Here is a 26,642-nt window from a genome sequence, read left to right as displayed (position 1 = left end):
CTTTCCTGAAGGAAGTAACTGCGTTACCGTCGCCCTGTCCGCAACGATGTGAGGGAGCATGCGATGGAGCCACAGCCGGTGGTCGCCGAGCTGCTGTTCGGCGAGGACGACGCGACCCCCATGAGCACCGACCGAGCCACCATCAAGCCCTGGAGCGAGGCTGCGGCCTGCCTGGGCGCGGCACCGAAGGCCTGGCTCTCGACCGTCCGGCCCGACGGCCGGCCGCACGCCATGCCGGTCTCACCCGTGTGGCTGGACGGGACGCCGTGGTTCACCACCCGGCCGACCTCACGCAAGGGCCGGAACCTGGCCCACGACGACCGCTGCGTCCTCACGGCCGCGAGCGACACGCTCGATCTCGTGGTCGAGGGCGAGGCACGCCGGGTGCACGGCACCGGCGAGCTCCGGGCGGCGGCCGAGGCGTTCCGGACGAAGTACGCGTGGGAGCTCACCCTGCGGGCCGGAGCGGCGTACGACGACAGCCTCCCCGGCTCGCCCGAGTATGCCTTCTACCGTCTCGAGCCCACCCGCGCGTACGGGTTCGGACCGGACGGCCTGACCGCCACACGGTGGCTCGTCGGGCGGGCCGGCGCCGGGTGGTCGCGCGAGGGCTGACCGACCGGTCAGTCCTCGCGCGGTCAGCGGCGCGCGGCCAGCGCCGCCTCGTACAGCTCGCGCTTGCTCAGCCCGGTCTCCCCCGCCACCGTCGCGGCGGCGTCCTTGAGACGGGTGCCGCCGTCGACGAGCGACAGCACGCGGGCGAGGTGGTCCGCCACGGACGCCTCCTGCGGCACCGCGCCGGCGACGACCACGGTGATCTCTCCCCGCACGCCCCGCTGGGCCCACTGCGCGAGCTCCTCGAGCGGTGCGCGGCGGACCTCCTCGTAGGTCTTGGTCAGCTCCCGACAGACGGCGGCGCGCCGGTCCGGGCCGAAGGTCTCGGCCATGGCCGCAAGGGTGTCGGCAAGCCGGTGCGGCGCCTCGAAGAACACCATGGTCCGTGGCTCGCGCGCCAACGCCGCGAGTGCGCGCGACCGGTCACCGGCCTTGCGCGGCAGGAACCCCTCGAAGCAGAACCGGTTTGTCGCCAGCCCGGAGAGCGCCAGCGCGGTCAGCACCGCCGACGGCCCCGGCAGGACGCTGACCCGCACGCCCGCCTCGGCCGCCACGCCGACCAGCCGGTAGCCGGGGTCGGAGACGGAGGGCATGCCGGCGTCGGAGACCACCAGCACCGAGCGGCCCTCCTGGGCGGCGCGGACGAGCTCCGGGGCCCGCTCGGCCTCGTTGTGCTCCTGGTAGCTGACCAGCCGTCCGTTCACACGCACCCCGAGCCGCGCCGCGAGCGCCCGCAGTCGCCGGGTGTCCTCGGCGGCCACGACGTCGGCCTCCGCCAGCACTCGCCGGAGACGTGGCGGCGCGTCCTCGACGTCGCCGATCGGCGTGGCCGCGAGGAGGATGACCCCGGGCCGCGCGGCCGGGCCCGGCGACTCGTCCTGGACCGTGCTCACCGGCCCAGTCTCCCCCATCGACCTACACTCGCCGGGTGACGACGCCCGACCGCACGCCGCCGGACGGCGGCGGCGACGTGGACGAGCCGCAGCCCGAGACCTCCGACCGCACGCGGCTGACCCGTGCCGTCCTGCGCAGCGACTTCCGCGAGCGCCGGGTCACCACGACGCCGACCCCGCCGCGGAGCGCCGCCGAGATCGAGGACGCGCTCCGGCGCCGGCTCGGCCTGGGTCCGCGCGGCGACCGGCTCGACCCCACCGCCCGGCTGTGGGGGTGGCTGGGCCCGCTGATCGTCACGGCCCTGGCCGCAGTCATGCGCCTGGTCGACCTGAACCACCCGACCCGGCTGATCTTCGACGAGACCTACTACGTCAAGCAGGCCTACTCGCTACTGACGCTCGGCTACGAGGGCGACTGGCCGGCCGACGACGCGAACGACCGGTTCATCGACGGCACCTACACCGATCTGGTCACCGAGGCCGACTACGTGGTCCATCCGCCGCTCGGCAAGTGGATGATCGCCGTCGGGCTGCACCTCTTCGGGCCGGACAACGGGGCCGGCTGGCGGTTCTCTGCGGCCGTGGTCGGGGCGCTGTCGGTACTCATCCTCGCCCGGCTCGCGACGCGCGTGCTCCGTTCGGCGGCGCTCGGCACGACGGCCGGACTGCTGCTCGCCGTCGACGGCGTGCACCTCACGGAGTCGCGCACCTCGCTGCTGGACGTCTTCCTCATGTTCTGGGTGCTGGTCGGGTTCTGGTGCTTGCTGCGCGACCGTGAGGCCTCCCGCGCGCGGCTCGCGCGCCGGACCGCCGAGGCACGGGCCGCGACCGAGTCCCAGGAGGCGACGACGGGACCTGCCTGGCTGCCCGGGACCGGTGTGCGCTGGTGGCTGGTCGCGGCCGGGGTCGCGCTCGGGCTCGCCTGCGGCGTGAAGTGGTCGGGCGCCTACGCCGTCGCGGTGCTCGGCATCCTGGCGTACGCGGGGGACCTCTCCGCGCGGCGTGCCGTCGGGGAGCGGCGCTGGCTGTCCGGCAGCGTGCTGCGCGGCGGGATCCCGGCGTTCCTCGCGCTGGTGCCCACCGCCGCGCTGACCTACCTGGCGAGCTGGGCCTCGTGGTTCGCCCACCCCGACTCCTACCGGCGGCAGTGGGCGGCCGAGCTGCGCGCGAGCGGGGAACCGCTGCCCCGCGCCTGGCTACCGGACTGGCTCAACTCGTGGTGGGAGTACCACGTGGTGATGTGGGACTTCCACCGGAACCTGGACTCGGAGCACTCCTACGAGGCCCACCCGATCCTGTGGATCCTCCAGCTCCGGCCCACCTCGTTCTACTGGCCGGACCCCGAGCCGCCGCCCGAGGCCTGCGGGGCGAGCCGTTGCGCCGAGGCGATCACGAACCTCGGCAACCCGGTGATCTGGTGGCTCGGCTTCCTGGCGCTCGGGCTGGTCGTCTACGCCGCGACCAAGGGCCGCGACTGGCGCGCCTGGGCGATCCTCGCGGGCTACGGCGCCATGTACCTGCCGTGGTTCGCCTACGCCGACCGGACGATCTTCAGCTTCTACTCCGTGGCCTTCGTCCCGTACGTCGTGCTGAGCCTGACCTTCGCCCTCGGGCTGCTCAGCGGGCTGCTCGGCCCACCCCCGCACCCCGCGGGCTGGCTCCCGTCCGGCGCGGCCGCCGCGGCGCGCTCGGGCGGGTGGCGCACGGGCACGCCGACCCGGCTGGACAGGTTCCTTGCGGACGACGCCGCGGCCCGGCCCACCGCCGGCGGCTGGGCGATCCTCGCCCTCGTGGTGGGGCTCGCGCTCGTCGCCGCTGCGTTCTGGTGGCCGCTGTGGACCGGCCAGACCGTCCCGTACGACTTCTGGCGTGCGCACATGTGGCTGCCGAGCTGGATCTGACCGGCCCGTGCGAGCATGGCGGCGGTCTACCGAGGAGAGCTCATGAGTGTGCGCGGTGCGCGTGTCCTGATCACCGGTGCGACGCGTGGCATGGGGCGGCTGTTCGCGCTCCGTGCCGCCGCGGACGGCGCCCGCCACCTGGTGCTGTGGGGGCGTGACACCACGGCCCTGGAGCAGGTGGCGCAGGAGGCGGACCGGGCCGGACTGACGGTCCGCACCGCGCAGGTGGACCTCTCCGACCCGGCCGCGCTCGACGCCGCCGCGGCGACGCTCCTCGAGGACGGTCTCGTCCCGGACGTGCTGGTCAACAACGCCGGCGTCGTCTCCTCCAACGCGTACGCCTGGCAGAGCGCGCCCGAGGACGCCGAGCGCACCCTCGCGGTGAACACCGCAGCGCCGATCCGGCTCACCACCCGCCTCCTGCCCGCCATGCTGGACGACGGCGGACGGCCCAAGCGGATCCTCACCGTCGCGTCCGCGTCGGGCCTGCTGCCCGTCCCGCGGATGGCCGCCTACGCGGCGTCCAAGGCCGCCGTCCTGCACTGGTCGGACTCGCTCCGGCTCGAGCTTGCGCAGGCGGGGCACGACCACGTCACGGTGACCACCTACAGCCCGTCCTACGTGGACACCGGCATGTTCGCCGGCGCGCGGGCCCCGCTCCTGACCCCGCTGCTCAGCCCCGAGCGGGCGGTCGAGCTGGCGTGGCGCGGTCTGCTCGCCGGGCGACCGCACGTCGTCGCGCCGGCGAGCGTGCACCTGGCCCGGGTGCTGCGCGCCGTGCTGCCGACCGGTGGGTTCGACCGGGTGGCGCACCTCATGGGCGTGCACGGGTCGATGGCAGGCTTCACCGGGCGCGGGGCCGGCGCTCAGTCCAGCGGGCGGTAGCGGACCCCCAGCTTCTCCAGCCGGGCCAGGTGCCCACCCCGGAGGCGGCCCACGAAGTCCTCATAGCTCGTGCGCACACCCCAGGCGACCTCGCTGAGCGCGCACAGGCGCGGGAAGACCATGTACTCGAGGTGCTCGTCATCCGGCACGTACTCACGCCAGATCTGTCCCTGCACCCCGAGCAGCAGCGCGCGCTGCCGCTCGGTCGCGTCGGCCGGCAGCTCGGTGGTGCCGTAGACGTCGGCGAGCGTGGTGTGCCCGCCGATGGCCAGCGGCTCGTGCTCCGGGTCGCCCTGGTAGTGGTCCAGGTACAGCGTGGCGCAACCCGCATAGACGCAGGACAGGCCGTGGCGCTCGGCGAGCGGGACGTCCGCGCCGGGCCGCCAGAGCATCACCACGGCGTCCGCGGGCGGGTCTGCCTCGACGATCTCGTCCCAGCCGACCAGGGTGCGCCCGGCGCCGGCGATGACCTCGTGCGCCACGGTCAGGAACTCCCGCTGGATCTGGCGCTCGGAGGTCAGCCCGCGGTCGGCCATGAACTGCTGCGCCTGCGCCGAGGCCTCCCACTCGACGGTCGGGCACTCGTCGCCGCCGATGTGGATCCAGGGCCCCGGGAAGATCGCGATGACTTGCGTGAGCACGTCCCGCACGAGCTGGAACGCCCGCTCCGTGGGCGCGAGGACGTGGTCGGAGATGCCCCACACATCCCGGACCTCGACGGGCCCCTCGAGGTTCCCCAGCTCGGGGTAGGCGGCGATAGCGGCCTGCATGTGCCCGGGGAGATCGATCTCGGGGACGATCACCACGCCGCGCTCCGCGGCGTAGGAGACCAGGCCGCGCAGCTCGTCCTGGGTGTAGAAGCCGCCGTGCGGCTCGTCGGTCCAGGTGGGCTCGGCGTCCGGCCCCTCGGCCGACCCGTGGTGCCCGACGAGGGTGCGACGCCGGTACCCGCCCACCTCGGTCAGGCGCGGCCAGCCGTCGATCTCGACCCGCCAGCCCTGGTCGTCGGTGAGGTGCAGGTGCAGCCGGTTCATCCGGTGCAGCGCGAGCGCGTCGACGAGCTTCTCGAGCTCGGCGACCGGGGTGAAGTGGCGCGAGCAGTCCACGTGCAGGCCGCGCCAGGCGTACGCCGGGGCGTCCTCGATGCGCACGCCGGGCACCACGGTGCGGCCCTCGCCGTCGGTGGTGGCGGCGTCGAGGACCTGTCGCCAGGTCGAGCGTCCGAGGACCAGACCGTCCACGGAGCCCGCGGCGAGGGTCGCGCCGTCGGGGTCCACGACCAGGCGGTAGGCCTCGGCGTCCAGGCCCTCCACGACGGACTCGGCGAGGGACGGGGCACCCTCGACGACGAGGTCACCGGTGGACGGGGCGAGCGAACGGGGCTGCGGGACGAGGTTCGGCGGGGACACGGGTCTCCTTCATCGCTACGCTGCTCAGGGGTTCGGGCCGGTTCCCGTGCTGGGCACCTGACATGGAAGCCTACCGGAATAGTGTTCATTTCTTGAACAGAAATGCCTTCCCGTGGGCGCCCCCTCGGCCTAGAGTGGTGCCTCAGTCGGACCAAGGACGGCCCAGCACCCGATGCTCAACAGCAACCTCAAACGCGCCCTCGCGGCCCTCGTCAGGCGCGGCGGCATGCACCGCGCGGACCTCGCCCGCCAGGTCGGCGTCGCCCGCACGACCTCGACCAACATCGTGAACGCCCTGCTGGAGAGCGACCTCGTGGTCGGCGAGTTCGCCAGCTCTCCCCCGCCCGACGGCGAGGTGCGCCTCAAGGAGAAGCTCACGCTCTCCCCGCGCGCCGGACTCGTTGTCTCGATCGTGACACTCACCCGGCGCACCGTCGTCGCGCTCGGCACGCTCGACGGCACCGTCCTCGCCCTGGAGAGCTGGCCCGAGCCGGTCGACCGCCTCGGCGTGCTGCGGCTCGGCGACGCGGTCGACGCGGTGAACCGGCTCCGAACCCGGGACGACCTGGCCGACGCGCCGCTGCGCTCCGCGCTGGTGACCGTCAACGTCCAGACCGATCGGCAGACCGGCGAGGCGCTCTCCAACGACCGCGACTCCGTCTGGACCCGTGCCAACCCGGCCCGGACCGTGGCGGAGATGCTCGACGTCCCGCTGGTGCTGGAGAACGCGGCCCGGCTCCAGGGGCTGACCGCGTACGTGCACGAGACCGGGCGCCGCGCGCACAACCTCGTCTACGTACACCTCTCCCACGGCGTCGGTCTGTCGTTCGTGGTCGACGGCCGCCCGATCACCGGCAGCCGCGGCGGGGGCGGCGAGGTCGGGCACATGACGGTGAACCGGAAGGGCCCGGCGTGCTGGTGCGGGAAGTACGGCTGCCTGACCAACTACGCGTCGCTGCCGGCGCTCGCGGCGCTGGAGGGCGTCGCGGTGGAGCGGCTCACCCCACGCCGGCCCGGCGAGACGCCGGCGGCCAGGCTCGGCGAGGCGACGGTGGCCGAGGCCGGCCGGTGGGCCGGCCGGGCGCTCGGCGAGGTCTCGAACCTCTTCGACCCGGACGTGCTCGTGGTCGGCGGCGAGCTGTCCCGTTACGGGGACGTGCTGCTCGGCCCGCTCGGCGAGGAGCTGCGTCGCACGTCGCTGCCGCTGGTGCACCGGGACCTGCGGATCGTCCAGGGCACGTCCTTCGACGACCCGGCGGCCCTGACGGCCGCCGCGTTCGAGCGGATCATCCAGTCCGAGGAGCTCGTGGAGGAGCTCGTCGAGACGATCACTCAGGACCGCGGGCTGGTCTGACTCGAGCGCTCCCAGCGCGCGGAGACCGCGCGCAGCGCGACCTGCGCGCGCTCCGTCCCGGCCGGGAGGCGGAACGCTCCCCCGGACGCCAGCCCGACCGGCCGGCCGGCCACCAGCACCTCCCAGTGGTGCACCTGCGGGTCGCGGTCCCAGGTCAGCAGCAGCCCGTCCGGCCGCCGGACGGCCACCAGCCCGGTCGGGGCGGCCGGCGGGGTGCCCGGCATCTCACCCAGGACGAGTCCGCCGACCAGCACGGGTTCCGGGCCGGTCACCTCGAGCCGAACCGTGACGCTGCCACGCGGTGCCCGCGGCACGACGGCGGACCACCGGCGCCACGACCCGGTGCCGGAGGCGGGCCCGGCGTCCGCGAGCGCGACCCGCTGGGTTCCGCCGTCGTCCTCGACCTCCAGGACGTAGACCGCCCGGCCCTCCGCGACGACCTCGGCCGGCCAGTGGTCCGGGAGGTCGCCGGCCGGGCCCCGCCACACCAGGACCGAGCCGGGCTCGGTCGCGGGCGCCAGGCGCAGCGCCTCCCCGCCCTGCCAGGCCCGATCGAAGTCCAGCGCCGGGGCGAGGCCGTGCCCGCGGCCGGCCCAGCGCTCGGGCGGCAGCGGGTCCTGCACGCCGAGGTGGTGCCACGGGCCGAGGCCGGACGGTTCCCCGTCCACGTGGTACTCGCGTCCGGCTCCGGTGGTGAAGGTGGTGGCCACCGGCAGCGGGTGGGCGCTGCGGCGCGGCACGAGGGCGCCGATGCCAGGCCACCGCGCACCCGCCGGCGCGGGCTCCCAGTACCGGGCCTCGGTCTCCTGGAACGCCTCCAGCGACCAGTCCTCCAGCTGCCGGATGCTGCCCTCCGGCCGGTACAGGCCGATCGACCCGCGCGGCGAGCCGCCCTCCACCAGCGCGTCCCACCGGACCGCGCTCGCCGAGCCGTGGGACTCGGTGTCGACTCCGAAGAACAGGTCCGTCGCGGCGCGGCCGAGTGCGGCGGCCCGCGCGAGCGTGGCGTCCACGTGCCCGGGCCGCTTGGCCCAGTTGAAGTTGAGGAAGACCTCGGACGGTCCGGCGCCGCCGGGCCGGGCCACGAACTCGCGGTTCTCCTCGGTGACGCCGTCCTGCCACCAGATGCGGCCCTCGCGGGTCATGGAGTCGTACCAGACCAGGTGGTCGACCCGGGGACCCAGGTCCCGTACGAAGGCGAGCATCTCCGCGGCGGTGCCCCGCGCACGCTCGCTGGTCCCGTTGTCCGGCTCGAGCTGGGTCTCGGCGTTGACGAACCAGCCGTCGAAGCCGAGCACCTCGGCCGCCTCGGCGAGCCGGCCGGTCAGCAGGAACGTGCCGTCGTCGTCCCGGGCGAGCAGCTCGTCGGTCCACTCCGGGACGCCGCCGTGCTCGCGCTGCGGGAGGAACACGGTGCCGAGCACGGGCACGCCGGCGCGGTGACCGGCGTCCACCACGGGTGCCTCGGGGACCACGATCAGGCCCTCGGCGGACGAGCCGCCCCAGACGACGAGCAGGTCGAGAAGGTCCCAGTGGGTGAACGAGTAGTGGACGTCCGTGGGGCCGCCCTGCAGCGAGCGGGCCCCGGTGCGGCCGAAGCCGGCGAGGCTCATCACGCGCGGACCCGGCCGCCGGGCGGGGTCCAGCGGCCGGCGTGCGGCGAGCGGAACGGTGCTGCGCAGCAGCGGCAGGTCCGGGTCGGCGGCCGGGGACCAGTCGAGGATCGAGCGGCGGGCCACGCCGTCGTCCCGCACCGGGACCGGGCCGGGGTAGAACGCGGGGGCCACGGGCGCGTCCAGGCCGCGCCCGTAGGCAAGGGAGTCGAACACGTTCACGGGCACCGGTCAGCTCCTCGGTACGGCGGGCCCGGACGGGCGGGCGGCAGGAGGGGTGCCGCGCCGCCCGCCCGGGGGTCGGGGGATCAGGACGTGGGCTCGAGGTCCTGGACCAGGAGGTTCAGGTTGGCGCTCCCGCCCACGCGCGGGAAGTAGTCGACGTCCGCCAGCTCGGGCAGCGCGGACCAGTTCGTCGAGGAGGACATCATGCCGATGCCGCCACCCTGGTACGGGATGTACGGGCAGTCGGCGACGATCCCGTCCTGCACGCCCTGGACCCCCTCGGCGATCCGTTCGGCGTTCTCCGGGTAGTTCAGCGTCGAGACGAGGATCTCCATCGCGGCCGCCGTCTCCTCCGACCACTCGTACCGGCCCCAGTTGCCGTTGGTGGTCTCCTCCCCGGGCGCCGGGACGGGCTGGTCGTACATCGTGTAGTTGCTCCACGGCGTGCCCGGGTAGTTCAGGCCGCTGACCACCAGGTCGAAGTCCCCGGTCTGCAGCACCCGGTCCATGACGTCCTTCGGCTTCGGGTCGAAGGTGACCTCGAGGCCGAGGTTCTCCTTCCACTGCGCCACGATCACCGGGACGGTGACCATGTCGGTCGGGTCGTCGTTCTGCACCTGGATGGACAGCCGGTGCTCGCGGCCGTCCTTCTCCAGGTGGCCGGCGGCGTTGATGGACCAGTCGGACGCCTCGAGGTCGGCCATGGCCTGCTCGAGATCCATCGCGATCGGCTCGTTGAGCTCGGGCCGCTGCAGCGACTGGTTGATGACCGGGTCCACGCCCGCGAGGTTGGGGAGGGTGTAGCCGATGCCGGCGGCCGAGGCGACGGCCTCGACGTCGATCGCGCCGCGCAGCGCCTTGCGCAGGTTGAGGTCGGCCATCGGGCGGTCGGCGTTCTGGACCTGGAAGATCACCCCGCGTGAGGCCCCGTCGGAGATGAAGTCGTACTGGTTGGTCTCCGCCATGGTGGCGAAGCCCTCCACGACGCCGGGGGCGCCCCCCTCGGCCAGGTCGACGTTGCCCTGGGTGATCTGGGTCTCGATGTTGCCGGCCTGGCCCGCCGGCACGAAGTCGATCTGACCGACCGCGATCTCGCCGCCCCAGTAGTCGTCGCGCGCCTCGTACTGCACGAGCTGGCTGCCGAAGCTCTTCAGCACGAACGGGCCGGTGCCGACCGGCTCGGCCATGGTGTCCTCCGGGAAGGCCAGCTCGTCTCCCTGCTGGAACACGTGTGCCGGCACGATCGGGTAGTACAGCGCGAGGTTGACCTCCTGCTGCCGCTGGTCGGTGTTGTAGGTGACGATCACGGTGTGGTCGTCGGGGGTCTCGATCGGGGCGGCCAGCCACACGAACTCGTCCTCGGCGGGGCTCGGGTTGGGCTCGCCGTAGATCGTGCCGAGGGTGTACAGCACGTCGCGGGAGGTGAACGGCTCTCCGTCGGACCAGGTCACGTCGCGGCGCAGCGTGTAGGTGACCTGCGTACCGTCCTCGGAGTGCTCGGCGCTCTCGGCCAGCACGGGCACCAGCTGCCCACCGTCCTTGGAGGAGATGCGGAAGAGCGTCTCGTAGACGAGGTCGACACCCGGCGCGGTGTCGCCGCCGCCGTAGCGGTTGAAGTTCGCCGGGAACTGGTTCGACGCGGCGACGGCGGTCCCGACCACCAGGACGCCACCGCCCTCGGAACCACCACCGCCGCCACCGTTCCCGCCACCACCGCCGCTGCCCGGCGGCCCGCCGCCGCTGCAGGCCGCCAGGAGCGTGGCCAGGGTGGCGCCGCCCATGCCGCCCAGCACGGTGCGGCGGCTCATCGGGTGGGGTGCGCGAGGAGTGATCGGTCTGGTCATGGGGTCTCTTCCTTTGCCGTGTCCGCGTCGTTGCCGGGGACGTCTCGTGGGGGTGGCGTGCCGTCGTCGGAGGTGACCTGCTCGCGGTCCTCCGCGAGAACGCAGGACACACGCCGGCCGCCGGGCAGGCGGAACTCGGGGATCGGTCCGCTGGTGCATCGCTCCTGGGCCGCCGGGCACCGGTTGGCGAACCGGCAGCCGACCACCTCCACCGAGTTGTCCACGGGCGCGTTCGTCGAGGACGACTGGACGGCGCTGTGGCCGGAGCCCTTGAAGTGGGCAGGGTCCGGCGCGGAGTCGATGAGGAGCTGGGTGTAGGGGTGCACGGGGTCGGTGACCACCTGCTCGGTGGGTCCGCTCTCGATGATCCGGCCGCCGTACATCACGTCGATCCGGTCGCTGAGGTAGCGCGCGCTGGCGATGTCGTGGGTGATGTACAGGACGGACAGGCCGTCCCGCTGCCGCAGGTCCGCGAGCAGGTTGAGGACCTCGAGCCGGATCGAGGCGTCGAGCATCGAGGTCGGCTCGTCGGCGAGGATGACGTCCGGTTCGACGGCGAGGGCCCGCGCGATCGCGACGCGCTGCCGCTGCCCGCCGGAGAGGTCGGTCGGGTGCCGGTCCACGAAGGTGGCGGCCGGGGTGAGATTGACCCGGGCCAGCAGCTCCTCGACGCGCTCCCGCACCGCGCGCCGCCCGCGAATCCGGTGGTGGATGCTCACCACCCGGCCGACGATGTGCCGGATCTTCTTCAGCGAGTTCATCGACGCGAACGGGTCCTGGTAGATGAGCTGGACCTGCCGGTAGTAGCGGCGCTCGTTCCGGGCCGCGACTTTCAGCGGCCGGCCCGCCACGGTGACCGCCCCTGCCGTCGGGGCGTGGATGAGGGAGAAGACCCGCGCCATGGTGGTCTTCCCGCAGCCGCTCTCCCCCACCAGGGCGACGATCTCGCCGCGGTGCAGGGTGAAGTCGACGCCGTCCACGGCGCGGATGCGCACCTTCTTCCCGGCGTGGTTCTGGCCGTCGAAGTGGACCTCGAGCGACCGGGTCTGCAGGACCACCTCGCGCTCCGCCGTCGTCTCAGGCACGGGCGGTCACCTCCTCGGTGGTGCCGGCGTGGTGGCAGGCGGCCTGGCCGCCGCCGATCTCGCGCAGCTCGGGTCGCGTGGTGCGGCAGACCTCGCTCGCCAGCGGGCAGCGCGGCGCGAAGGAGCAGCCCGCGGGCAGGTCGAGGAGGTCCGGCGGCGTCCCCGGGATGCCCGCGAGGCGCCGGACGGGCTCGGACAGCGGCGGGAAGGCGCCACGCAGGCCACGGGTGTAGGGGTGCAGCGCAGAGCCGTAGATCTGCTCGGGCATGCCGAGCTCGACGAACCGGCCGGCGTACATGATGGCGATGCGGTCGGAGATCTCCAGCAGGAGTGACAGGTCGTGCGTGACGAAGACGATGGCGAACCCGAGGCGGGCCTGCAGCTGCAGGATCTGGCTGAGGATCTGCCGCTGCATGACCACGTCGACCGCCGTGGTCGGCTCGTCCATGAAGACCACGTCCGGGTCGCAGGCGAGGCTGAGCGCGATGAGCGCACGCTGCTGCATGCCGCCGGAGAGCTGGTGCGGGTAGGCCCGCAGCCGGTCCCGCTGGATGCCGACCATCTCCAGCAGCTCCGCGGCCCTTTCGGTCGCCTGGCGCTCGGTGACCTCGGGGTCGTGCTCGCGGATGACGTCGGTGAACTGGGAGCCGAGCCTGATCACCGGGTTGAGGCTCGCCATCGCGGACTGCATCACCACGGAGAGGGAGGTCCAGCGGTACCGCCGCAGCTGTTCCTCGGTCATCGCGCTGAGCACGAGCTCCTCGCCGTCGGACCGGTGGAAGGTGAGGGTCCCGCCGCTGGTGACGGCGGGCGGGCGCTGCAGGCGGGCGAGAGCGTTGAGCAGCGTCGACTTCCCCGACGCCGACTCCCCCGCGATGCCGAGGATCTCGCCGCGGTGCAGGGTGAGGTTGACGTCGCGGACGGCGGGGACCTCACCCACCTCGGTGACGTAGGTGACGTCGAGGTGCTCGGCCACCAGCAGCGGCGGCGCGGACGCCAGCCGCGCGGCGATCTGCGCCGTCGTCTCGGCGGCGGGGTGCTCGGTCCGGAGGATGTCGGCGGTCCGTGCCGCGACGGTCTCGTCGTGCATCAGGCCCTCGCCGGGTTCGCGGGCGTCTCGGCGGCGCTGCCGGTCAGGCCGGCCCGCACGCGCTTCATGAACTTCTTCATCAGCCGGATGCGCCGGGAGCTGAGCGTGGGGTTGGTGACCTCGTCGAGCCCGAAGTTGACCATGGTGGTGGCGAAGCCGAGGAGCGCCAGGCACAGCCCGGGCGGGATGAACCACCACCACATGCCGCGGAACAGCGCGTTCTGCTGGAAGGCGTAGTTGATGATCAGTCCCCAGCTCGGGTCGGCCGCGCTGCCGATGCCGAGCATCGCGATGGACGCCTGCATGGTCACGCCGACCGCGATCGCGGTGAGGAACAGCGGCGAGACGACGCCGAACAGGTGCGGCATGACCTCGACCAGCACGATGCGCATCCGGCTCTCCCCGACGGTCCGCAGCGCCATGGTGAAGTCGCGGCCCCGCAGGCTCAGCGTCTGGGCACGGATCCGCCTGGCCCCGCCGGTCCACTCGAACAGGCCGATGAGGACGGCGACCATCCACAACGGCATCGCACGCCAGAACGCCGCCATGATGATGAGGACCGGGAAGCTCGGGATGTTCTGGAAGACGAGGATCAGCGCGTTGAGCACCCGGTCCACCGCCGGACCGAGGAATCCCGCCATGGTCCCGATGACCAGCGCCACGACGGTCGCGATGGCGGCGGAGAGGAACCCGACGTACATCGAGTTGTAGGTGCCGTGCAGCATCCAGGTCAGCACGTCCTGGCCGCTGACGGTGGTGCCGAGCGGGTGGGCGACGCTCGGCGGTGCCCCCATCGCCTCGAGGAAGACGGTGGCCGGCGTGCGGCCGAGGACGGACGTCGCGAACGGCTTCCCGACCAGCGCGACGAGCGTGAAGAAGCCGATGATGGCCAGCCCGATCTGGACCTTGCGGATGCCGAGGAACCTGCGCAGCACGTCAGTCCTCCTCCCTGATGCGGGGGTCGAGGAGGACGTAGACCGAGTCGGCGAGGAAGTTGAAGGCCAGGCCCAGGAAGATGATGATCAGCATGAGCGCCTGGAGCAGCGGGTAGTCACGGGTTCCGGTGGACGCGCCGACGAGGCCGCCGACGCCCGGATAGATGAAGACGGCCTCGGCCAGCACCACCGCCGTGATCGCCCCGCCGATGGACTGGGCGAGGCCCGTGACGTTGGGCAGCAGCGCGTTGCGCATCGCGTACTTGTTGCGCACCACGGAGGGCTTGAGGCCCTTGGCGCGGGCGAGGTGCACGTAGTCCTCGTTGACCGTGGTGATCATCATGTTGCGCATGCTGAACATCCACTGCGTGAACCCGACGACGACGAGCACCGTCATCGGCAGCACCGCGTGCAGCAGGACGCTCGTCACCCACTCGGGGTTCGTCGCGTTCGCGGGCTGCACGCGCTGGTCCACCGCCCCCTGCGCGGGGAACCAGCCGCGGTTGTAGGACAGCTGCCAGACCGCGACGAGGCCGAGCCAGAACGGCGGGATCGAGGCGAAGAACATCGTCAGCGGTGTGACGAGGGAGTCGAACCACGCGCCGGGGCGCCAGCCGAGCCGTGCGCCGAGGTAGGTGCCGATCAGCCACCCCACCACGGTGGAGACGAGCGCGAGCCAGAGCGTCCACGGCAGCGCGTTGACGATGAGGTCCTTGACCTCGAGCGGGTAGTACATGATCGACCGGCCGAGGTCGAGCTGCGCGAGCTGGACGAGGTAGTTCCAGAACTGCTCGAGCATCGGGGTGTCGGGGTCCCCGTACATCCGTCGGATCTGCCCCATCTGGAACGCGCTGGGCCGCTGCCCGGTCTTCTCGAAGATGTCCCGGATCATCGACTCGGCCGGGTCGTTGGGCATGAGTCGCGGGAAGACGAAGTTCAGCACGATGCTGAGGAACGCGATGACGAGATAGGTCACCAGGCGCTTGCCGAGGAAGACGAGGTTCTTCGCCGTCGGCCCGCGCCGGCGGGCGGCCGCCGCCTCCCGCTCGGTGGGTGCGGACCGCTCGCCGGTCCGCCCGGCAGGGGGCGCGGGGGTGGGTGTCACGTCGCGCCTCCCCTCCTGTGGTGCCGTGCGCGGCGGTGCGCGTCACCGGGGCCGCGGGGCGCAGCCAGGTGCTCGATCCCGGTCCAGATAGTTCCGTCGACGGCGTCGTCGTGCTCGTGTCACACCGAACCTTGCGGGACGACAACCATTCTGTCAAGATTCTGAACAGTTTCGCGACGCAACGTGTCGCGAGCCGCCCCAGCCTCCCTCGTCGAGGGCGACGAGCGGCCCTCAGTCCCGTCCATCGACGGAAGGCACTTGATGCGCGTCGCCATCTGCGGAATCCACATCGAGTCGAGCACCTTCACGCCGTACCGCTCCTCCGCTGACGACTTCGCCGTGCGGCGCGGCGCCGACCTGCGGGACCGGTACCCCTTCCTGACGGCCGGCGCCCCGCTGGCCGAAGCCGCCGAGTGGCTCCCGCTGCTGCACGCCCGCGCGCTGCCCGGCGGACCTGTCGTCGCCGGCGACTACGCCGCGTGGAAGAGGGAGATTCTGGACGGACTCCTGGCATCCGGTCCCGTGGACGGGGTCCTGCTGGACCTCCACGGGGCCATGTCCGTCGAGGGCCTGGACGACGCCGAGGGCGACCTGGCCCGCGCCGTCCGGGAGGCCGTCGGCCCGGACGCCGTCCTCTCCGCGGCGATGGACCTGCACGGCAACGTCTCGGAGCAGCTGTTCGACGCGTGCGACCTCCTCACCTGCTACCGGACGGCGCCGCACGTCGATGTGTGGGAGACCCGCGAGCGGGCGGCCCGGAACCTGCTCGAGGTGCTCGCCGCCGGGCGGCCGGTCCACCGTGCCCTCGTCCACGTGCCGGTGCTGCTGCCGGGTGAGAAGACCTCGACCCGCACCGAGCCCGCCGCCTCGCTGTACGCGTCGCTGGCGGAGCTGGAGGCACGGGCGGGCCTGCGGGACGCGGCGATCTACATGGGCTTTCCCTGGGCCGACGAGCCGCGGTGCGCCGCCGCCGTCGTCGTCACCGGCGAGGACGGGGCCGAGGTCAGCACCGCCGCGCTGGCGCTCGGTGAGCGGCTCTGGGCGGCACGTCACGACTTCGCCTTCGTCGCACCCGCCCGCTCTCTCGAGGACGCCGTCGGCGAGGCGCTCGACGCCGGCGAGGGACCGTTCTTCGTCTCCGACTCCGGGGACAACCCCGGCGCCGGCGGCACCGGGGACACCACCGCGGCGTTGGCGGCGTTCCTGCGCGCACCGGCGGTGCGGTCCGCAGAGCGCTCGGTGCTCATCGCCTCGCTCGTGGACCCGGCGACGGTGGCCCGGGCGCGCGAGCTCGGGGTCGGGGCCCACGGCACGTTCCGCGTCGGGGGCCGGATCGACGCCCGGCCGCCCGGGCCGGTCGAGCTCGACGCCGAGGTGCGCCACGTCCTCGACGACGGTGAGGGCGGGGCCACGGCGGTGCTGCGCAGCGGTGGCCTGGACGTCGTCGTCACCTCCCGCCGCACCCAGTACGCCAGTGCGGCCATGTTCGAGCGGGCGGGCGTCCCCCTGGGCACGCACGACGTCGTCGTGGTGAAGATGGGTTACCTCGAGCCGGACCTCTACGCCGTGCAGCGCGGCTCGGTCATCGCCCTCACCACCGGCGGCGTGGACCAGGACCTGCCACGCCTCGGCCACCGGCGGATCCGCCGGCCCATGGTGCCGTTCGACGACGACGCGCCGCGGCCCTGCGCGGTGCGCACCCGGACCACGCGGGTGGCCGAGGCCCCAGCCGCCCGCAGGCCCGAGCCCGTGCCCGGCATGCCCGGGCCCGGCACCGCGTGAGGTGCCGGGCCCGGTGCTGAGGGGTCAGGTCACTCCTCGGTGTAGCCGTTGCGGTTCCAGAAGGACGTCGGGTCCGGGTTGTCCAGCACCGGGTCGCCGGTGCTGTCGGCCGCGTGCGTCTGGCGACCGGGTCGCATCTCGACGTGGGTGTGCGTCGCACCCGCGCCGAGGTCGGCCTCGGTCGCGATCTGCTGACCCCGCTCGACGAAGTCACCGACGTCGACCGAGTTCAGCGCGTCGGCGTGCAGCAGGACGATCGTGGTGTCCTGACGTTCGTTGTACACCGCCAGGGTGCCCAGGCCGTCGCCGCCCTCGTCCTCGGCGACCCGCACGACCCAGCCCTGGACCAGCGCGTGCACGGCCGAGCCGTAGCCGCGCGCGAAGTCGATGCCCTCGTGGCGCCCCGGGGTGTTCTCGTAGCCGTCGAAGCCCGTGGTGAGGTAACCCCGGGTGTCGCCGTAGAGCCCCTCGGACATGGGCTGCGAGCCGGGGTTGTTGCCGCCGCCACCACCGATCCGGTGCGAGGCGTTCTCGTTGTAGACCGCGCTGCCGAACTGCTCCCGGTTCCCGGACTCGATGGTCTGGCTGGGCCCGCCGTAGCCGCTGTTGTAGAAGACCGTCACGTCCCTGTTCATCCGGTTCCAGGCGGACGCCGAGTCGTTCTTCACGCAGTTGCCCCGGCCGTTCCCGGGCCCGCGGAACTCGTAGCAGGTGGGCTGGGAGTCCCCGTAGTCATCGATGGACGTGTTGAAGTCCGAGACCGAACCCCGCTGGTTGCTGTTGTAGTACAGGCAGAACTCGCCCCGCTCGCAGACGCCGTTGCGTGCCTCCGCGGCTTGCGCCGGCACTGCCGCGAACACCGCCAGCACCATGCCGAACAGCGCGGCCAGCACGGCTGCCGGGGTGGCGAGCCGCCGCGTCCTCGCGTCCCTCGTCGGTTGTGTCTCGTGCATCGGATTCTCCTCGTCTCACTCGGTCGACTGTGTGCGATTGACGCCTTGTCCTCGCGGATGGGTCACTGTGTGCGCCGGTACTCCTCCCAGGTGCGGATAGGTCGGACCCTCGGGCCGTCGTCCGGGTCGTCGCCGGCCAGGCCGTCTCGCCCGAGGTAGTAGTCGCCGACCTGCCCCTGCGCAGGTGGCGACAGATCAGGGTCACTGATCGCGACGGCGTGGATGTGGTAGGGCCAGTCGTCCTGGCTGGGGTCCCGCAGCCACGCGGCGAACCCCAGCTCACGCAGCACCCTCACCGTCGCGGTGCGGACGGCCCGGTCCATGTCGTCGACGTTGATGTCGACCGCGCCGCCCCCGTCGTGCGTCCCCGCCGAGGTCGGGTCCTCGCCGGGGCTGTAGGAGCCCTGGTCGAGCACCAGCGCACGGCCGAGCCGTCGCTCCGCCTCCGCGAGCATCGCCCGGGTGCGCGTGTTCACCGGCATCCCGGAGTGTGACCTGCGGGCGCCCGGGACCACGACGTTCGTGACGTCGAAGCGCCCCTCACCGAGGCTCGTCAGCGACGCCTCGCCGGGCAGGCCGTTGGCGCCGATGCCACTGAACCCCAGGGACCGCTGGTAGTCCGCGTACGCGGTGACGGTCATGCTGCCGAAGTGCCCGTCGACGTACTCCGTGGCCAGCAACCCTTCCGCCCAGAGCGCCTGCTCGACCGCCAGCACGCCTGCCCGGGCCCCGTCGGTCGGGGTCTGGTCGGCTCGCTGCGGGTCGATCTGGGCGGCACGCAGCAGTGCCTCCATGTCGACGGTGGCCGTACTGCCGGCCGCACCGGCGCGCGGGACGCGCGCCGCCGTCGTGGACGCGCCCGTCGCCGTCTGCGGGATGCTCACCGCCACGGCCAGCGCCCCGACGGCTGCGATGCCGAGATCTCGTCGTCTCACCGGACAGCTCCTTCGTCACCGGGTCGAGCAGGTCGCCACCAATCTGGCCCGCTCCCGGGCCCGTCCGACACCCGTCTGACAGCACTCGTGACATCTGACACCGGCATCTGACACCTGGCCCGGCCCCGGTCGGGGTCCCGTGTGCCGATGGGGAGCTCGACCCTTGAGGTGGTCGCGCAGACCGCCATAAACTCGGCGCGCCCGCGGCGCGTGACGACCCGACCGGCCGATGTGACAGTCCCGTGCCACGTCACCCGTCGATGGCTTCTGGGAGGCAGAGACGTGGCAGTGCCGGACGACACGCAGAGCCAGCAGGCCCTCGACAAGTTCGTCTCCGAGCTGCGCGAGCTCCGCGCCGGCGTCGGCGACCCGTCGTTCCGCCAGATGGCGAAGAAGTCCGGGGCGGTGTCCCACGCCACGCTGCACCAGACGGTCACGGGCCACCGTCTGCAGCCCTGGGAGACGGTCCGCGAGTTCGTCCGCGCCTGCGACGGTGACGAGGAGCTCTGGCACGCGCGCTGGCGCGAGGCGGCGGACGCCCTGCCGGAGGGCCAGCGGCACGCGGACTCGGACGAGGGCGCGCGGCGGCCGGAGGCCGGCGCCCCGGCGGCCGCCGCCCACCCCGAGACGTGGTGGCGTACACCGTGGGTGCTCGCCGCCGCGGTGGTCGTCGCGATCGCGGCGATCACCGTCTCCCGCATGTGGCTCTCCGCGGGCGAGGACGCCCAGGGCGAGGACGGGACGCAGGCGTCGGCCGACGGAGCCGGCGGGGACGTTCCCGACCCGGCCGCCACCGAGCCCGTCCATCCCGGGGACGCGGCAGAGCCCGGTGAGAACCTCGACGTCACCTATCCGGACGGTTCTCCGGTCGCACCCGACGAGTCGTTCACGAAGATCTGGGAGATCGTCAACGCGGGCACGGTGGTGTGGCAGGACCGGTACCTGGAGCGGCTCGAGATGCCGATCGAGGAGGACGACTGCGTCACGCCCGAGCGTGTGCCGATCGCGCGCACCGAACCGGGGGAAGCGGTGGAGATCGCGGTGAACGTGCGTGCCCCGGAGCGGGCCGGGGTCACCTGCACCGTGCACTGGAAGATGGTCGATGCCGACGGCACCGTGCTGCTGCCCGGGCACCGCCCCATCTTCTTCGAGGTGCGGGTGACGGAGCCGAACTCGTCGTGACCGCGCGAGGCGTGACGTGCCGGGATCGCCTTCGGCTCCTCAGACGGCGGACCAGATCCCGGGAGGGTGCGGCGGCGACCGCAGCTCGGCCAGCACACCGAGGTGGTCGCTCGCCCACACCCCCGCGACCGGCCGGTCCAGCACGAGCCGGCAGTCCGCGACCTCCAACAGGGGCCCGTGCGGACCGCTACGCACCATGATGTGGTCGATCCGTCGGCCGCTCTCGAGCGGCATCTGACCGGCCCGCACCAGGGGGTTGCGAGGCGTGAAGGTGTGGCCGGGCTCCTGCGGGCGGACCGCCTCCCACGCGTCCTCGTACCGCACGCTCATCCCGTCCAGCGACTGGCGGCCGGTGAGGAACCGGACGCTCGCCGACTCCGGCCCGGCGTCGAGGTCGCCGAGGAGGACCACGGGCACCTCACCACGGCTCGCGAGCAGCTCCTCGACGAACCGGGCGACGGCGAGCGCCTGCCGCTCCCTCCGGTCCTCCCGGTCCAGGCGCCAGCTCGGTTTGTGGTGCACGACGAGCAGGCGCCCCACGCCAGGGCTCTCGATCTCGGCCGCGACGGCGCCGGCCCAGGTCAGGTCCTCGTCGTCGAAGGACAGGCCCTCGGACCGGTGCACCGGCCACCAACTGGCGAGGCACGCTCCGACGCCGTCCGTCCCGGAGCCCGGGTGTTCGAGGACCGTGTATCCGCCACCGAGCAGCTCGCCGACGTCGTCGAACTCACCCCGCCGGGTGACCTCCTGCAGCGCCACCACGTCCGGGCGCAGCTCGGCGAGCGTCCGCCGGATCACCTGGAGACGGGAGGGACCGTCGGCGTGGTCTCGTGCCAGGACGTTGAGGGTGAGGACGCGCACCGTGTCCGCCATCGGCGCCCTCCGCTCAGGAGGTCGTGACCCAGACGGCCTCGGCGGCGGCCAGGCCGAGCTCGACCGGCCGCTCGGAGCCTCCGACGCGGACCGAGAGGGTGCCGGCGAAGTCCCGGCGTTCGACCACGTCGAGCTCGGTGTCCAGCGCGACGCCGAGGTCGGCGAAGTAGCGCAGCACCTGCGGGTCGGTGTCGGAGATGCGCGCCACCCGCACCCGCTCGCCACCACCGCTGAGGTGGAGCTGTCGCGCGGCCGGGCTCGGCACCGTCCCGTCGCGCCGCGGGATCGGGTCCCCGTGCGGGTCCCGCCGCGGATGGCCGAGCCGGTCGTCGAGGGCGTCGACGAGCCGGTCGGAGACCGCGTGCTCGAGGACCTCGGCCTCGTCGTGCACCTCGTCCCACCCGTAGCCGAGCTCCTCGACCAGGAAGGTCTCGATGATCCGGTGCCGCCGCACCATCGACAGGGCCGCGCCGCGGCCCGCCTCGGTGAGCTCGATGGCCCCGTAGCGGGCGTGGGTGAGCAGGCCCTGCCCGGTGAGCTTCTTGACGGCCTCGGAGACGGTGGACGGCGAGTACCCCATCCGGCGGGCGAGCAGCGTCGTCGTCACCGGCTCGGCCGACCACTCCTGGGCCGACCAGACGACCTTGAGGTAGTCCTGGGTGGCGGAGGTGAGCTCGGTGACCACGGCGCCCACGCTACGCGAGCGCCTTCCGCCGCGAGGCGCGCACCAGGCCGGCGAGGTGGACGACGGCGAACGCGGTGCCCTGTGCGAGCACGACCATGGGGCCCGAGGCGGTGTCCAGCGCGTAGCTGGCATAGATGCCCACCACGGCGCACAGGGCCGCGAGGGTCGGCGCGATCACCAGCATCCGCCAGATCCGGTCCGTCAGCAGCCGTGCCGTCGCACCCGGCACGATGAGCATGGCGACCACGAGCACCACGCCCACGGCCTGCAGCGCCACCACCACGGTCAGCGCGAGCAGGACCAGCAGCAGGGCCGAGAGCCGCCGCGGGCTCAGCCCGATCGCGCGAGCGTGCGTGGGGTCGAACGCGTACAGCGTGATGTCACGACGCTTGAGGAGCACGACGGCGAGGACCCCGGCGCCGAGCAGCAGCACCTGGAGCAGGTCCGCCGGGGAGACGCCGAGCAGGTTGCCGAAGAGGATGTGGCTGAGGTCGGTCTGGCTGGGCACGACCGAGACGAGCACCAGGCCGAGCGCGAACAGCACGGTGAACACGACGCCGATGACGGCGTCCTCCCTGAGCACGGACCGGTCACGCACCGCGCCGATGAGGCCGACCGCCACCAGGCCGAACAGGAGCGCGCCGACGGCGAACGGTGCACCGACCAGGTACGCCAGCACGACGCCCGGGAGCACCGCGTGGGAGACCGCGTCACCCATGAGCGACCAGCCGATCAGGACGAGCCAGCAGCTCAGCACGCCGCACACGACGGCCGCGACCACCGCGACGACGAAGGCCCGTTGCATGAAGCCGTAGCTCCACGGGTCGAGCAGCAGCTCGATCATCCGGGGACCTCCCTCGTCCTGGCGCCGTCCCCGGTGTCGGCGCCGTTGCCGGTGCCGTTGGCGCCGCCGAAGGCACGGGCGAGGTTCTCCGGGCGGAGGACCTCCGCGGGCGCGGCGTGGAGGATGACGCGGCGGTGCAGCAGCACGGCGTCGTCGCACAGCGCCTCGAGGTTCTGCAGGTCGTGGGTGGAGACCAGCACGGTGCGACCCTCGGCGGCGAGTCCCCGCAGCAGCGCGGTGAGGGTCTCCTCCGTGGTGCGGTCGACGCCCGCCAAGGGCTCGTCGAGGAGGAGCAGGTCGGCCTCCTGGGCGAGGCCACGGGCGACGAAGACGCGCTTGCGCTGGCCGCCGGACAGTGCGCCGATCCGGCGGTCGGCCAGCTCGCTCATCCCCACCTTCTCGATGGCCTCCGCGACGAGGCGCTCGTCCTCGCGGCGCGGGCGCCGGGCCGGCCCGAGGCGGCCGTAGCGCCCCATGCGGACGACGTCACGGACGCACACCGGGAAGGACCAGTCCACCTCCTCCGCCTGCGGCGTGTACGCGACCGTGCCGCGCCGGCGCTCGGCCTCCGGGTCTGCTCCCCAGAGCCGCACGGAGCCGGCGTCGGGCCGGACCAGGCCCATCACCGACCGGAAGAGGGTCGACTTGCCCGAGCCGTTCATGCCGACCAGGCCGGTCACGGTCCCCGCGGCCAGGCGGAGCGAGACGCCGTCGAGCGCCGTCACGGCGCCGTACCGGACCGTCAGGCCGTCGAGCTCGAGCGGCGCCGCGGTGGCCGCGCCCGGCCCGCGCGACGTCACGGTGCCGCTCCGGTGAGCCCGGCGACGATGGTCGCGGCGTCGTGCCGGAGCAGGTCGAGGTAGGTCGGGACCGGCCCCTCCGGGCCCGAGAGCGAGTCGACGTAGAGAGTCCCGGCGTACCGCGCACCGGTCTCGGCGGCGACCTGCCGCTGGCCGGTGTCGTCGACCGTGGACTCGCAGAACACGGCCGGGACCTCGTCGGCACGGACCCGGTCGATCACCGCCGTGACCTGGCGCGGCGTGGACTGCCGCTCCGCGTTGACCGGCCAGAGGTAGGCCTCCTCGAGCCCGGTGTCGCGGGCAAGGTAGGAGAACGCGCCCTCGCAGGTGACCAGGACGCGCCGCTCGGGCGGCAGCTCTCCCAGGGCGGAGGCCATCTCGCCGTGGATCTCCTCGAGCTCGGCCGCGTATGCCTCGCCGTTGGCGGCGTACTCCGCCGCGTGGGCCGGGTCCAGGTCGCTGAGGGCGGAGACGATGTTCTCGATGTAGACCTCTCCGGCGACCGGCGACATCCAGGCGTGCGGATTGGTCGCGTGACCGGTCTCGGCACCGTGCACCGGGAGCGGGTCCACGCCGTCGGAGAGCACGACGTGCTCGGCGTCGACGTCGGTGAGGAACTGGCTGAACCAGGCCTCCAGACCGAACCCGTTGTCGAGGACGAGGTCGGCCTCGGCGCCCTGACGCAGGTCCTCCGGCGTGGGCTCGTACCCGTGGATCTCCGCACCGACGTCGGTGATGGACTCGACGCGGACGTGGCCGCCTGCGACGGCGCGGACCATGTCGGCGAGCACCGTGAAGGTGGTCAGGACGAGCGGGCGGTCGTCGTGGACCTCGGGTCGCGGAGCCGGTGCGTTCGCGGCGAGACCCGAGCAGGCGGACAGCAGACCCACGAGACTGCCGGCGACGGCGACCCGCAGCCGACGATGTCGCCGCACCGTGACCCGATTCTTCGGGTGACCGAAACCCATGTCCGGATCATACGCACGACCGACGCCGGCGCCACCCGTGCTCGGCACGCGTGGCGAGCCTCGGGCGGAGGCTCATACGGGTGGCGCTCCGGTGTAGCGCGACATGATCCCGTCGAGGTTGGCGGCCGCCTCCTCCAACGCCCGGTCCGCGTCGGTGCCGGTGAGCTGGACCGCCTGGACGAAGTCGGAGATGGCCCGGTTCATCTCCGGCGAGACGCGCGGCTCGCTACGCGCGCTCGGGAAGATCTCGTCCCGGAAGCGGGCGAAGCCCGGGTCGTCGAACGCCCCCATCTCCTCGGCCGCACGCATGGACGACCTGCGGTAGGGCAGGTACGAGTTCGCCGACGTGCACCACGAGGCGACCCGCTCGACCGAGTCCCGCTCCATGGAGCCGACGGCCCAGACGCAGAACTCGGCCGCCTCCTCGGGCCGCGGTCCGTAGGCGTTGGCGGCGAAGCACCATCCGCCGGTGGCGGTCACGGTGGGCGTGGCCTCGTCCGGGCGCGGCAGCGGCATGATGCCGTACTCGAGGTCCGGCTTCCCGGCGGCCATGGCCGATATCCCCCACATGCCGATGTTCTGGAACGCGCAGTACCCGGCACCCAGGTTGGCGACGATGTCCGAGCCGCTCGTCCCTAGGGCACGCCGAGGTGCGGTGCCGCGGCGGACCGCACTCCCCCACAGCTCCGCGGCCCGAGCCGTGCCGGGCACGGCGAACGGCCGGGCACCGCTGTCCAGGGCGGGCAGCTCGCCGCCCGCCATCCACATGAACGGGTACCACGTGAAGTTCTGGTAGTAGCCGGGGGTGGTCTCGAACATCACCCCGAAGCGCTCGGCCGTGGTGAGGCGCTCGGCCATCTCGAGCATCGCGTCCCACGTGTGCGGCAGGTCCGCCTCGGAGTAACCGGCCTGCTCGAGGATCGGCACGTGGTAGTACATGGCCATCGGTCCACCGCCCATGGGGAGGGCGAAGATCCCGCCGTCGACCTTCCGTGCCTCCATGAGCTCCGGGAAGAAGTCGTCGATGGCCTCTCCGGTCATGTACGGCGTCAGGTCCACCAGGGCCCCGCCGTTGTAGTAGCGGAGGAACTCTCCCGAGCTGACCACGAAGATGTCCGGTCCGTCGCCGGCGCTGAACTCGGCCTGGAGGGACGAGCCGTTCTGGTACTCGTTCGCCGGGATGTAGTCGAGCTCGACCTCGATGCCGCTCTGGTCGTTCCAGTCCCGGACGAGCTGGGTGAACCACGCATTCTGGGCGGCATTCTCCGAGCTCGGCCCGAAGAACTGCGCGAACGAGAGTCCACCGCCGTCCTCGCTCTGCCGCGCGCAACCGGCGAGCGCGGGTGCCGCCGCGGCCGCCGTCCCGATGACGCCGAGGCGCAGCACGCCGCGCCGCGAGAGGGCGGTGCGCGCGGGCGCCGGTCCCGTCATGACCTCGCCCGCGCCACGGCGTCCTCGCGCTGCGCCTCGATCTCCCGGCCGAAGGCGTCGACGAGCCCGAGCATCCGGTCCAGCACCTCGGGATGGAGGCTCGCGAGGTTGTAGCTCTCCTCCGGGTCGGCGACCACGTCGAACAGCTGCGGGAGCTCGCGCAGGTCGTTCGTCGGGAAGCGGTCCACGTGCACCTTCCACCGTCCGTCGCGCACGGCGTTGAGGTGCCAGTGGGAGAAGAAGTAGAGCGGCGGCCGCGGCGGCAGCTCCTCGCCGCGGAGGAGGCCGCTCATGTCCACCCCGTCGATCGGCCGGTCGTCGGGAATCTGCGCTCCGGCGAGCGTGGCGAGGGTCGGGAAGACGTCGAGCAGGGACCGCACGTCGTCGCAGACCCGGCCGGGCTGGATGGTCCCGGTCCACCGGGCGACGAACGGCATCCGGATGCCACCCTCGTAGGTGTCGATCTTCCGGCCGCGCAGCCCTCCGGTCCGTCCCTCGAACCAGGGACCGTTGTCGCTGGTGACGAGGAACAGCGTGCGCTCGGCGAGTCCGAGCTGCTCGACGTGGTCGACCAGGCGGCCGACGTGGTGGTCGAGGCACTCGACGGTGTCCCCGTAGGTTCCCGCCCGCGAGGTGCCCCGGAAATCCTCCTCCACGTGGAGCGGGATGTGCGGCATCGTGTGCGGCAGGTAGACGAAGAAGGGCTCGTCGGCGTGGCGGCTGATGAAGTCCATCGCCTGGTCGGTGTAGCGCCGGGTCAGCGTCGACTGGTCGACGGCCGCCTCGATCCGGTCGGCGTTGACGTACAGGTTCAGCGGATCCATGTCGTTGCTGTACGGGAGACCGTAGAACTCCTCGAAGCCGTGGCGCAGCGGGTTGTGCTCGGGTCGCGCGCCGAGGTGCCACTTCCCGTAGATGCCGCACCGGTATCCCACGTCGCTCAGCACGCCGGCGATGGTGCGCTCCCAGCCGCACAGCCCTTCCGGGTCCGCCGGGAAGATCACGCGCGGCAGGCCGACCCGCTGCGCGTACCGGCCGGTGAGCAGGCCTGCCCGGGACGGGGTGCAGGTCGGCGACGTCGAGTACATCTGACGCATCTGCAGGCCTTCGGCCGCGAGCCGGTCGATGTGCGGCGTGGAGATCAGTGGCGACCCGGTGCAGCCCAGATCGCCGTAGCCGAGGTCGTCCATGAAGATCAGGACGATGTTCGGACGCGTGCTGCCGTCCATACCCAC

At 72.8% G+C, this 26,642-nt stretch carries 23 protein-coding genes; 6 read left to right on the top strand and 17 right to left on the bottom strand.

What is annotated here, in order from left to right; all coding sequences use genetic code 11:
• Positions 1–63 precede the first annotated feature (63 nt).
• Complete coding sequence (locus tag ACFQQL_RS06990) at positions 64–615, top strand: pyridoxamine 5'-phosphate oxidase family protein (protein ID WP_382392637.1); 552 nt, start codon at positions 64–66, stop codon at positions 613–615.
• Positions 616–638: 23 nt separating this feature from the next.
• Here ACFQQL_RS06990 and rsmI read toward each other — a convergent pair whose 3' ends face one another.
• Positions 639–1,526 carry a 16S rRNA (cytidine(1402)-2'-O)-methyltransferase gene (gene rsmI / locus ACFQQL_RS06985; RefSeq protein ID WP_382392635.1) on the bottom strand — a complete coding sequence of 296 codons (888 nt, stop codon included), beginning with the start codon at positions 1,524–1,526 and terminating at the stop codon, positions 639–641.
• A gap of 17 nt (positions 1,527–1,543) precedes the next feature.
• Here rsmI and ACFQQL_RS06980 point away from each other — a divergent pair, with 17 nt between their 5' ends.
• Entirely contained in the window at positions 1,544–3,409 is a 1,866-nt protein-coding gene (locus ACFQQL_RS06980; protein WP_382392633.1) for a dolichyl-phosphate-mannose--protein mannosyltransferase, read from the top strand.
• 42 nt (positions 3,410–3,451) lie between these two features.
• Entirely contained in the window at positions 3,452–4,294 is an 843-nt protein-coding gene (locus tag ACFQQL_RS06975; protein WP_382392631.1) for an SDR family NAD(P)-dependent oxidoreductase, read from the top strand.
• Here the strand turns inward: ACFQQL_RS06975 and ACFQQL_RS06970 are convergent.
• The gene (locus tag ACFQQL_RS06970) at positions 4,276–5,703 is read right to left on the bottom strand and encodes a beta-N-acetylhexosaminidase (RefSeq protein WP_382392629.1); all 1,428 of its coding nucleotides are present in this window, start codon (positions 5,701–5,703) and stop codon (positions 4,276–4,278) included. The genes ACFQQL_RS06975 and ACFQQL_RS06970 overlap by 19 nt on opposite strands.
• Before the next feature lie 172 nt (positions 5,704–5,875).
• On the opposite strand from ACFQQL_RS06970, the gene ACFQQL_RS06965 reads away from it, so the two are divergent.
• On the top strand, positions 5,876–7,057 hold the full coding sequence (locus ACFQQL_RS06965; RefSeq protein WP_382392627.1) for an ROK family protein: 1,182 nt from the start codon (positions 5,876–5,878) through the stop codon (positions 7,055–7,057).
• Here ACFQQL_RS06965 and ACFQQL_RS06960 read toward each other — a convergent pair.
• From ACFQQL_RS06960 to ACFQQL_RS06935, 6 genes are all read right to left on the bottom strand, one after another.
• Positions 7,036–8,898: an endo-beta-N-acetylglucosaminidase gene (locus ACFQQL_RS06960; protein WP_382392625.1), complete on the bottom strand. Its 1,863-nt coding sequence runs from the start codon at positions 8,896–8,898 to the stop codon at positions 7,036–7,038. The genes ACFQQL_RS06965 and ACFQQL_RS06960 overlap by 22 nt on opposite strands.
• Before the next feature lie 80 nt (positions 8,899–8,978).
• A complete protein-coding gene (locus ACFQQL_RS06955) occupies positions 8,979–10,739 on the bottom strand; it encodes an ABC transporter substrate-binding protein (protein ID WP_382392623.1) in 1,761 nt (586 codons plus the stop codon).
• Positions 10,736–11,824, bottom strand: a complete 1,089-nt coding sequence (locus ACFQQL_RS06950; protein ID WP_382392621.1) for an ABC transporter ATP-binding protein — start codon at positions 11,822–11,824, stop codon at positions 10,736–10,738. Before ACFQQL_RS06950 ends, ACFQQL_RS06955 begins: the two co-directional genes overlap by 4 nt.
• Complete coding sequence (locus tag ACFQQL_RS06945; RefSeq protein ID WP_382392619.1) at positions 11,817–12,914, bottom strand: ABC transporter ATP-binding protein; 1,098 nt, start codon at positions 12,912–12,914, stop codon at positions 11,817–11,819. Before ACFQQL_RS06945 ends, ACFQQL_RS06950 begins: the two co-directional genes overlap by 8 nt.
• On the bottom strand, positions 12,914–13,849 hold the full coding sequence (locus tag ACFQQL_RS06940; protein ID WP_382392617.1) for an ABC transporter permease: 936 nt from the start codon (positions 13,847–13,849) through the stop codon (positions 12,914–12,916). Before ACFQQL_RS06940 ends, ACFQQL_RS06945 begins: the two co-directional genes overlap by 1 nt.
• A gap of 1 nt (position 13,850) precedes the next feature.
• Positions 13,851–14,954: an ABC transporter permease gene (locus ACFQQL_RS06935; RefSeq protein WP_382392615.1), complete on the bottom strand. Its 1,104-nt coding sequence runs from the start codon at positions 14,952–14,954 to the stop codon at positions 13,851–13,853.
• A 261-nt stretch (positions 14,955–15,215) separates the two neighbouring features.
• On the opposite strand from ACFQQL_RS06935, the gene ACFQQL_RS06930 reads away from it, so the two are divergent.
• Positions 15,216–16,736: a M81 family metallopeptidase gene (locus tag ACFQQL_RS06930; protein ID WP_382392613.1), complete on the top strand. Its 1,521-nt coding sequence runs from the start codon at positions 15,216–15,218 to the stop codon at positions 16,734–16,736.
• Between the two features lie 29 nt (positions 16,737–16,765).
• On the opposite strand, the gene ACFQQL_RS06925 is transcribed toward ACFQQL_RS06930, so the two are convergent.
• Positions 16,766–17,689, bottom strand: a complete 924-nt coding sequence (locus ACFQQL_RS06925) for a peptidase inhibitor family I36 protein (RefSeq protein ID WP_382392611.1) — start codon at positions 17,687–17,689, stop codon at positions 16,766–16,768.
• 62 nt (positions 17,690–17,751) lie between these two features.
• Entirely contained in the window at positions 17,752–18,624 is an 873-nt protein-coding gene (locus ACFQQL_RS06920; protein ID WP_382392609.1) for a peptidoglycan-binding protein, read from the bottom strand.
• A gap of 282 nt (positions 18,625–18,906) precedes the next feature.
• Here ACFQQL_RS06920 and ACFQQL_RS06915 point away from each other — a divergent pair, with 282 nt between their 5' ends.
• On the top strand, positions 18,907–19,806 hold the full coding sequence (locus tag ACFQQL_RS06915; RefSeq protein WP_382392607.1) for an NBR1-Ig-like domain-containing protein: 900 nt from the start codon (positions 18,907–18,909) through the stop codon (positions 19,804–19,806).
• A 39-nt stretch (positions 19,807–19,845) separates the two neighbouring features.
• On the opposite strand, the gene ACFQQL_RS06910 is transcribed toward ACFQQL_RS06915, so the two are convergent.
• The 7 genes from ACFQQL_RS06910 to ACFQQL_RS06880 all read right to left on the bottom strand — a co-directional run bounded on the left by ACFQQL_RS06910 (position 19,846) and on the right by ACFQQL_RS06880 (position 26,636).
• A complete protein-coding gene (locus ACFQQL_RS06910; protein ID WP_382392605.1) occupies positions 19,846–20,679 on the bottom strand; it encodes an endonuclease/exonuclease/phosphatase family protein in 834 nt (277 codons plus the stop codon).
• Between the two features lie 13 nt (positions 20,680–20,692).
• A complete protein-coding gene (locus ACFQQL_RS06905) occupies positions 20,693–21,364 on the bottom strand; it encodes a metal-dependent transcriptional regulator (protein ID WP_465253993.1) in 672 nt (223 codons plus the stop codon).
• A gap of 10 nt (positions 21,365–21,374) precedes the next feature.
• Entirely contained in the window at positions 21,375–22,208 is an 834-nt protein-coding gene (locus ACFQQL_RS06900; RefSeq protein ID WP_382392601.1) for a metal ABC transporter permease, read from the bottom strand.
• Positions 22,205–23,008, bottom strand: coding sequence for a metal ABC transporter ATP-binding protein (locus ACFQQL_RS06895; RefSeq protein ID WP_382392599.1), 804 nt, complete (start codon positions 23,006–23,008; stop codon positions 22,205–22,207). Before ACFQQL_RS06895 ends, ACFQQL_RS06900 begins: the two co-directional genes overlap by 4 nt.
• A complete protein-coding gene (locus ACFQQL_RS06890) occupies positions 23,005–23,976 on the bottom strand; it encodes a metal ABC transporter substrate-binding protein (protein ID WP_382392598.1) in 972 nt (323 codons plus the stop codon). The genes ACFQQL_RS06895 and ACFQQL_RS06890 overlap by 4 nt, the downstream gene beginning before the upstream one ends.
• A 72-nt stretch (positions 23,977–24,048) precedes the next feature.
• Entirely contained in the window at positions 24,049–25,407 is a 1,359-nt protein-coding gene (locus ACFQQL_RS06885; protein WP_382392596.1) for an ABC transporter substrate-binding protein, read from the bottom strand.
• On the bottom strand, positions 25,404–26,636 hold the full coding sequence (locus ACFQQL_RS06880; RefSeq protein ID WP_382392594.1) for a sulfatase family protein: 1,233 nt from the start codon (positions 26,634–26,636) through the stop codon (positions 25,404–25,406). The genes ACFQQL_RS06885 and ACFQQL_RS06880 overlap by 4 nt, the downstream gene beginning before the upstream one ends.
• Between the last annotated feature and the right edge of the window lie 6 nt (positions 26,637–26,642).

Source organism: Georgenia alba, assembly GCF_042665525.1.
In the GTDB taxonomy this organism is placed as follows: Bacteria; Actinomycetota; Actinomycetes; order Actinomycetales; family Actinomycetaceae; genus Allobogoriella; species Allobogoriella alba.
This window is presented reverse-complemented; position numbering and strand designations above follow the sequence as displayed.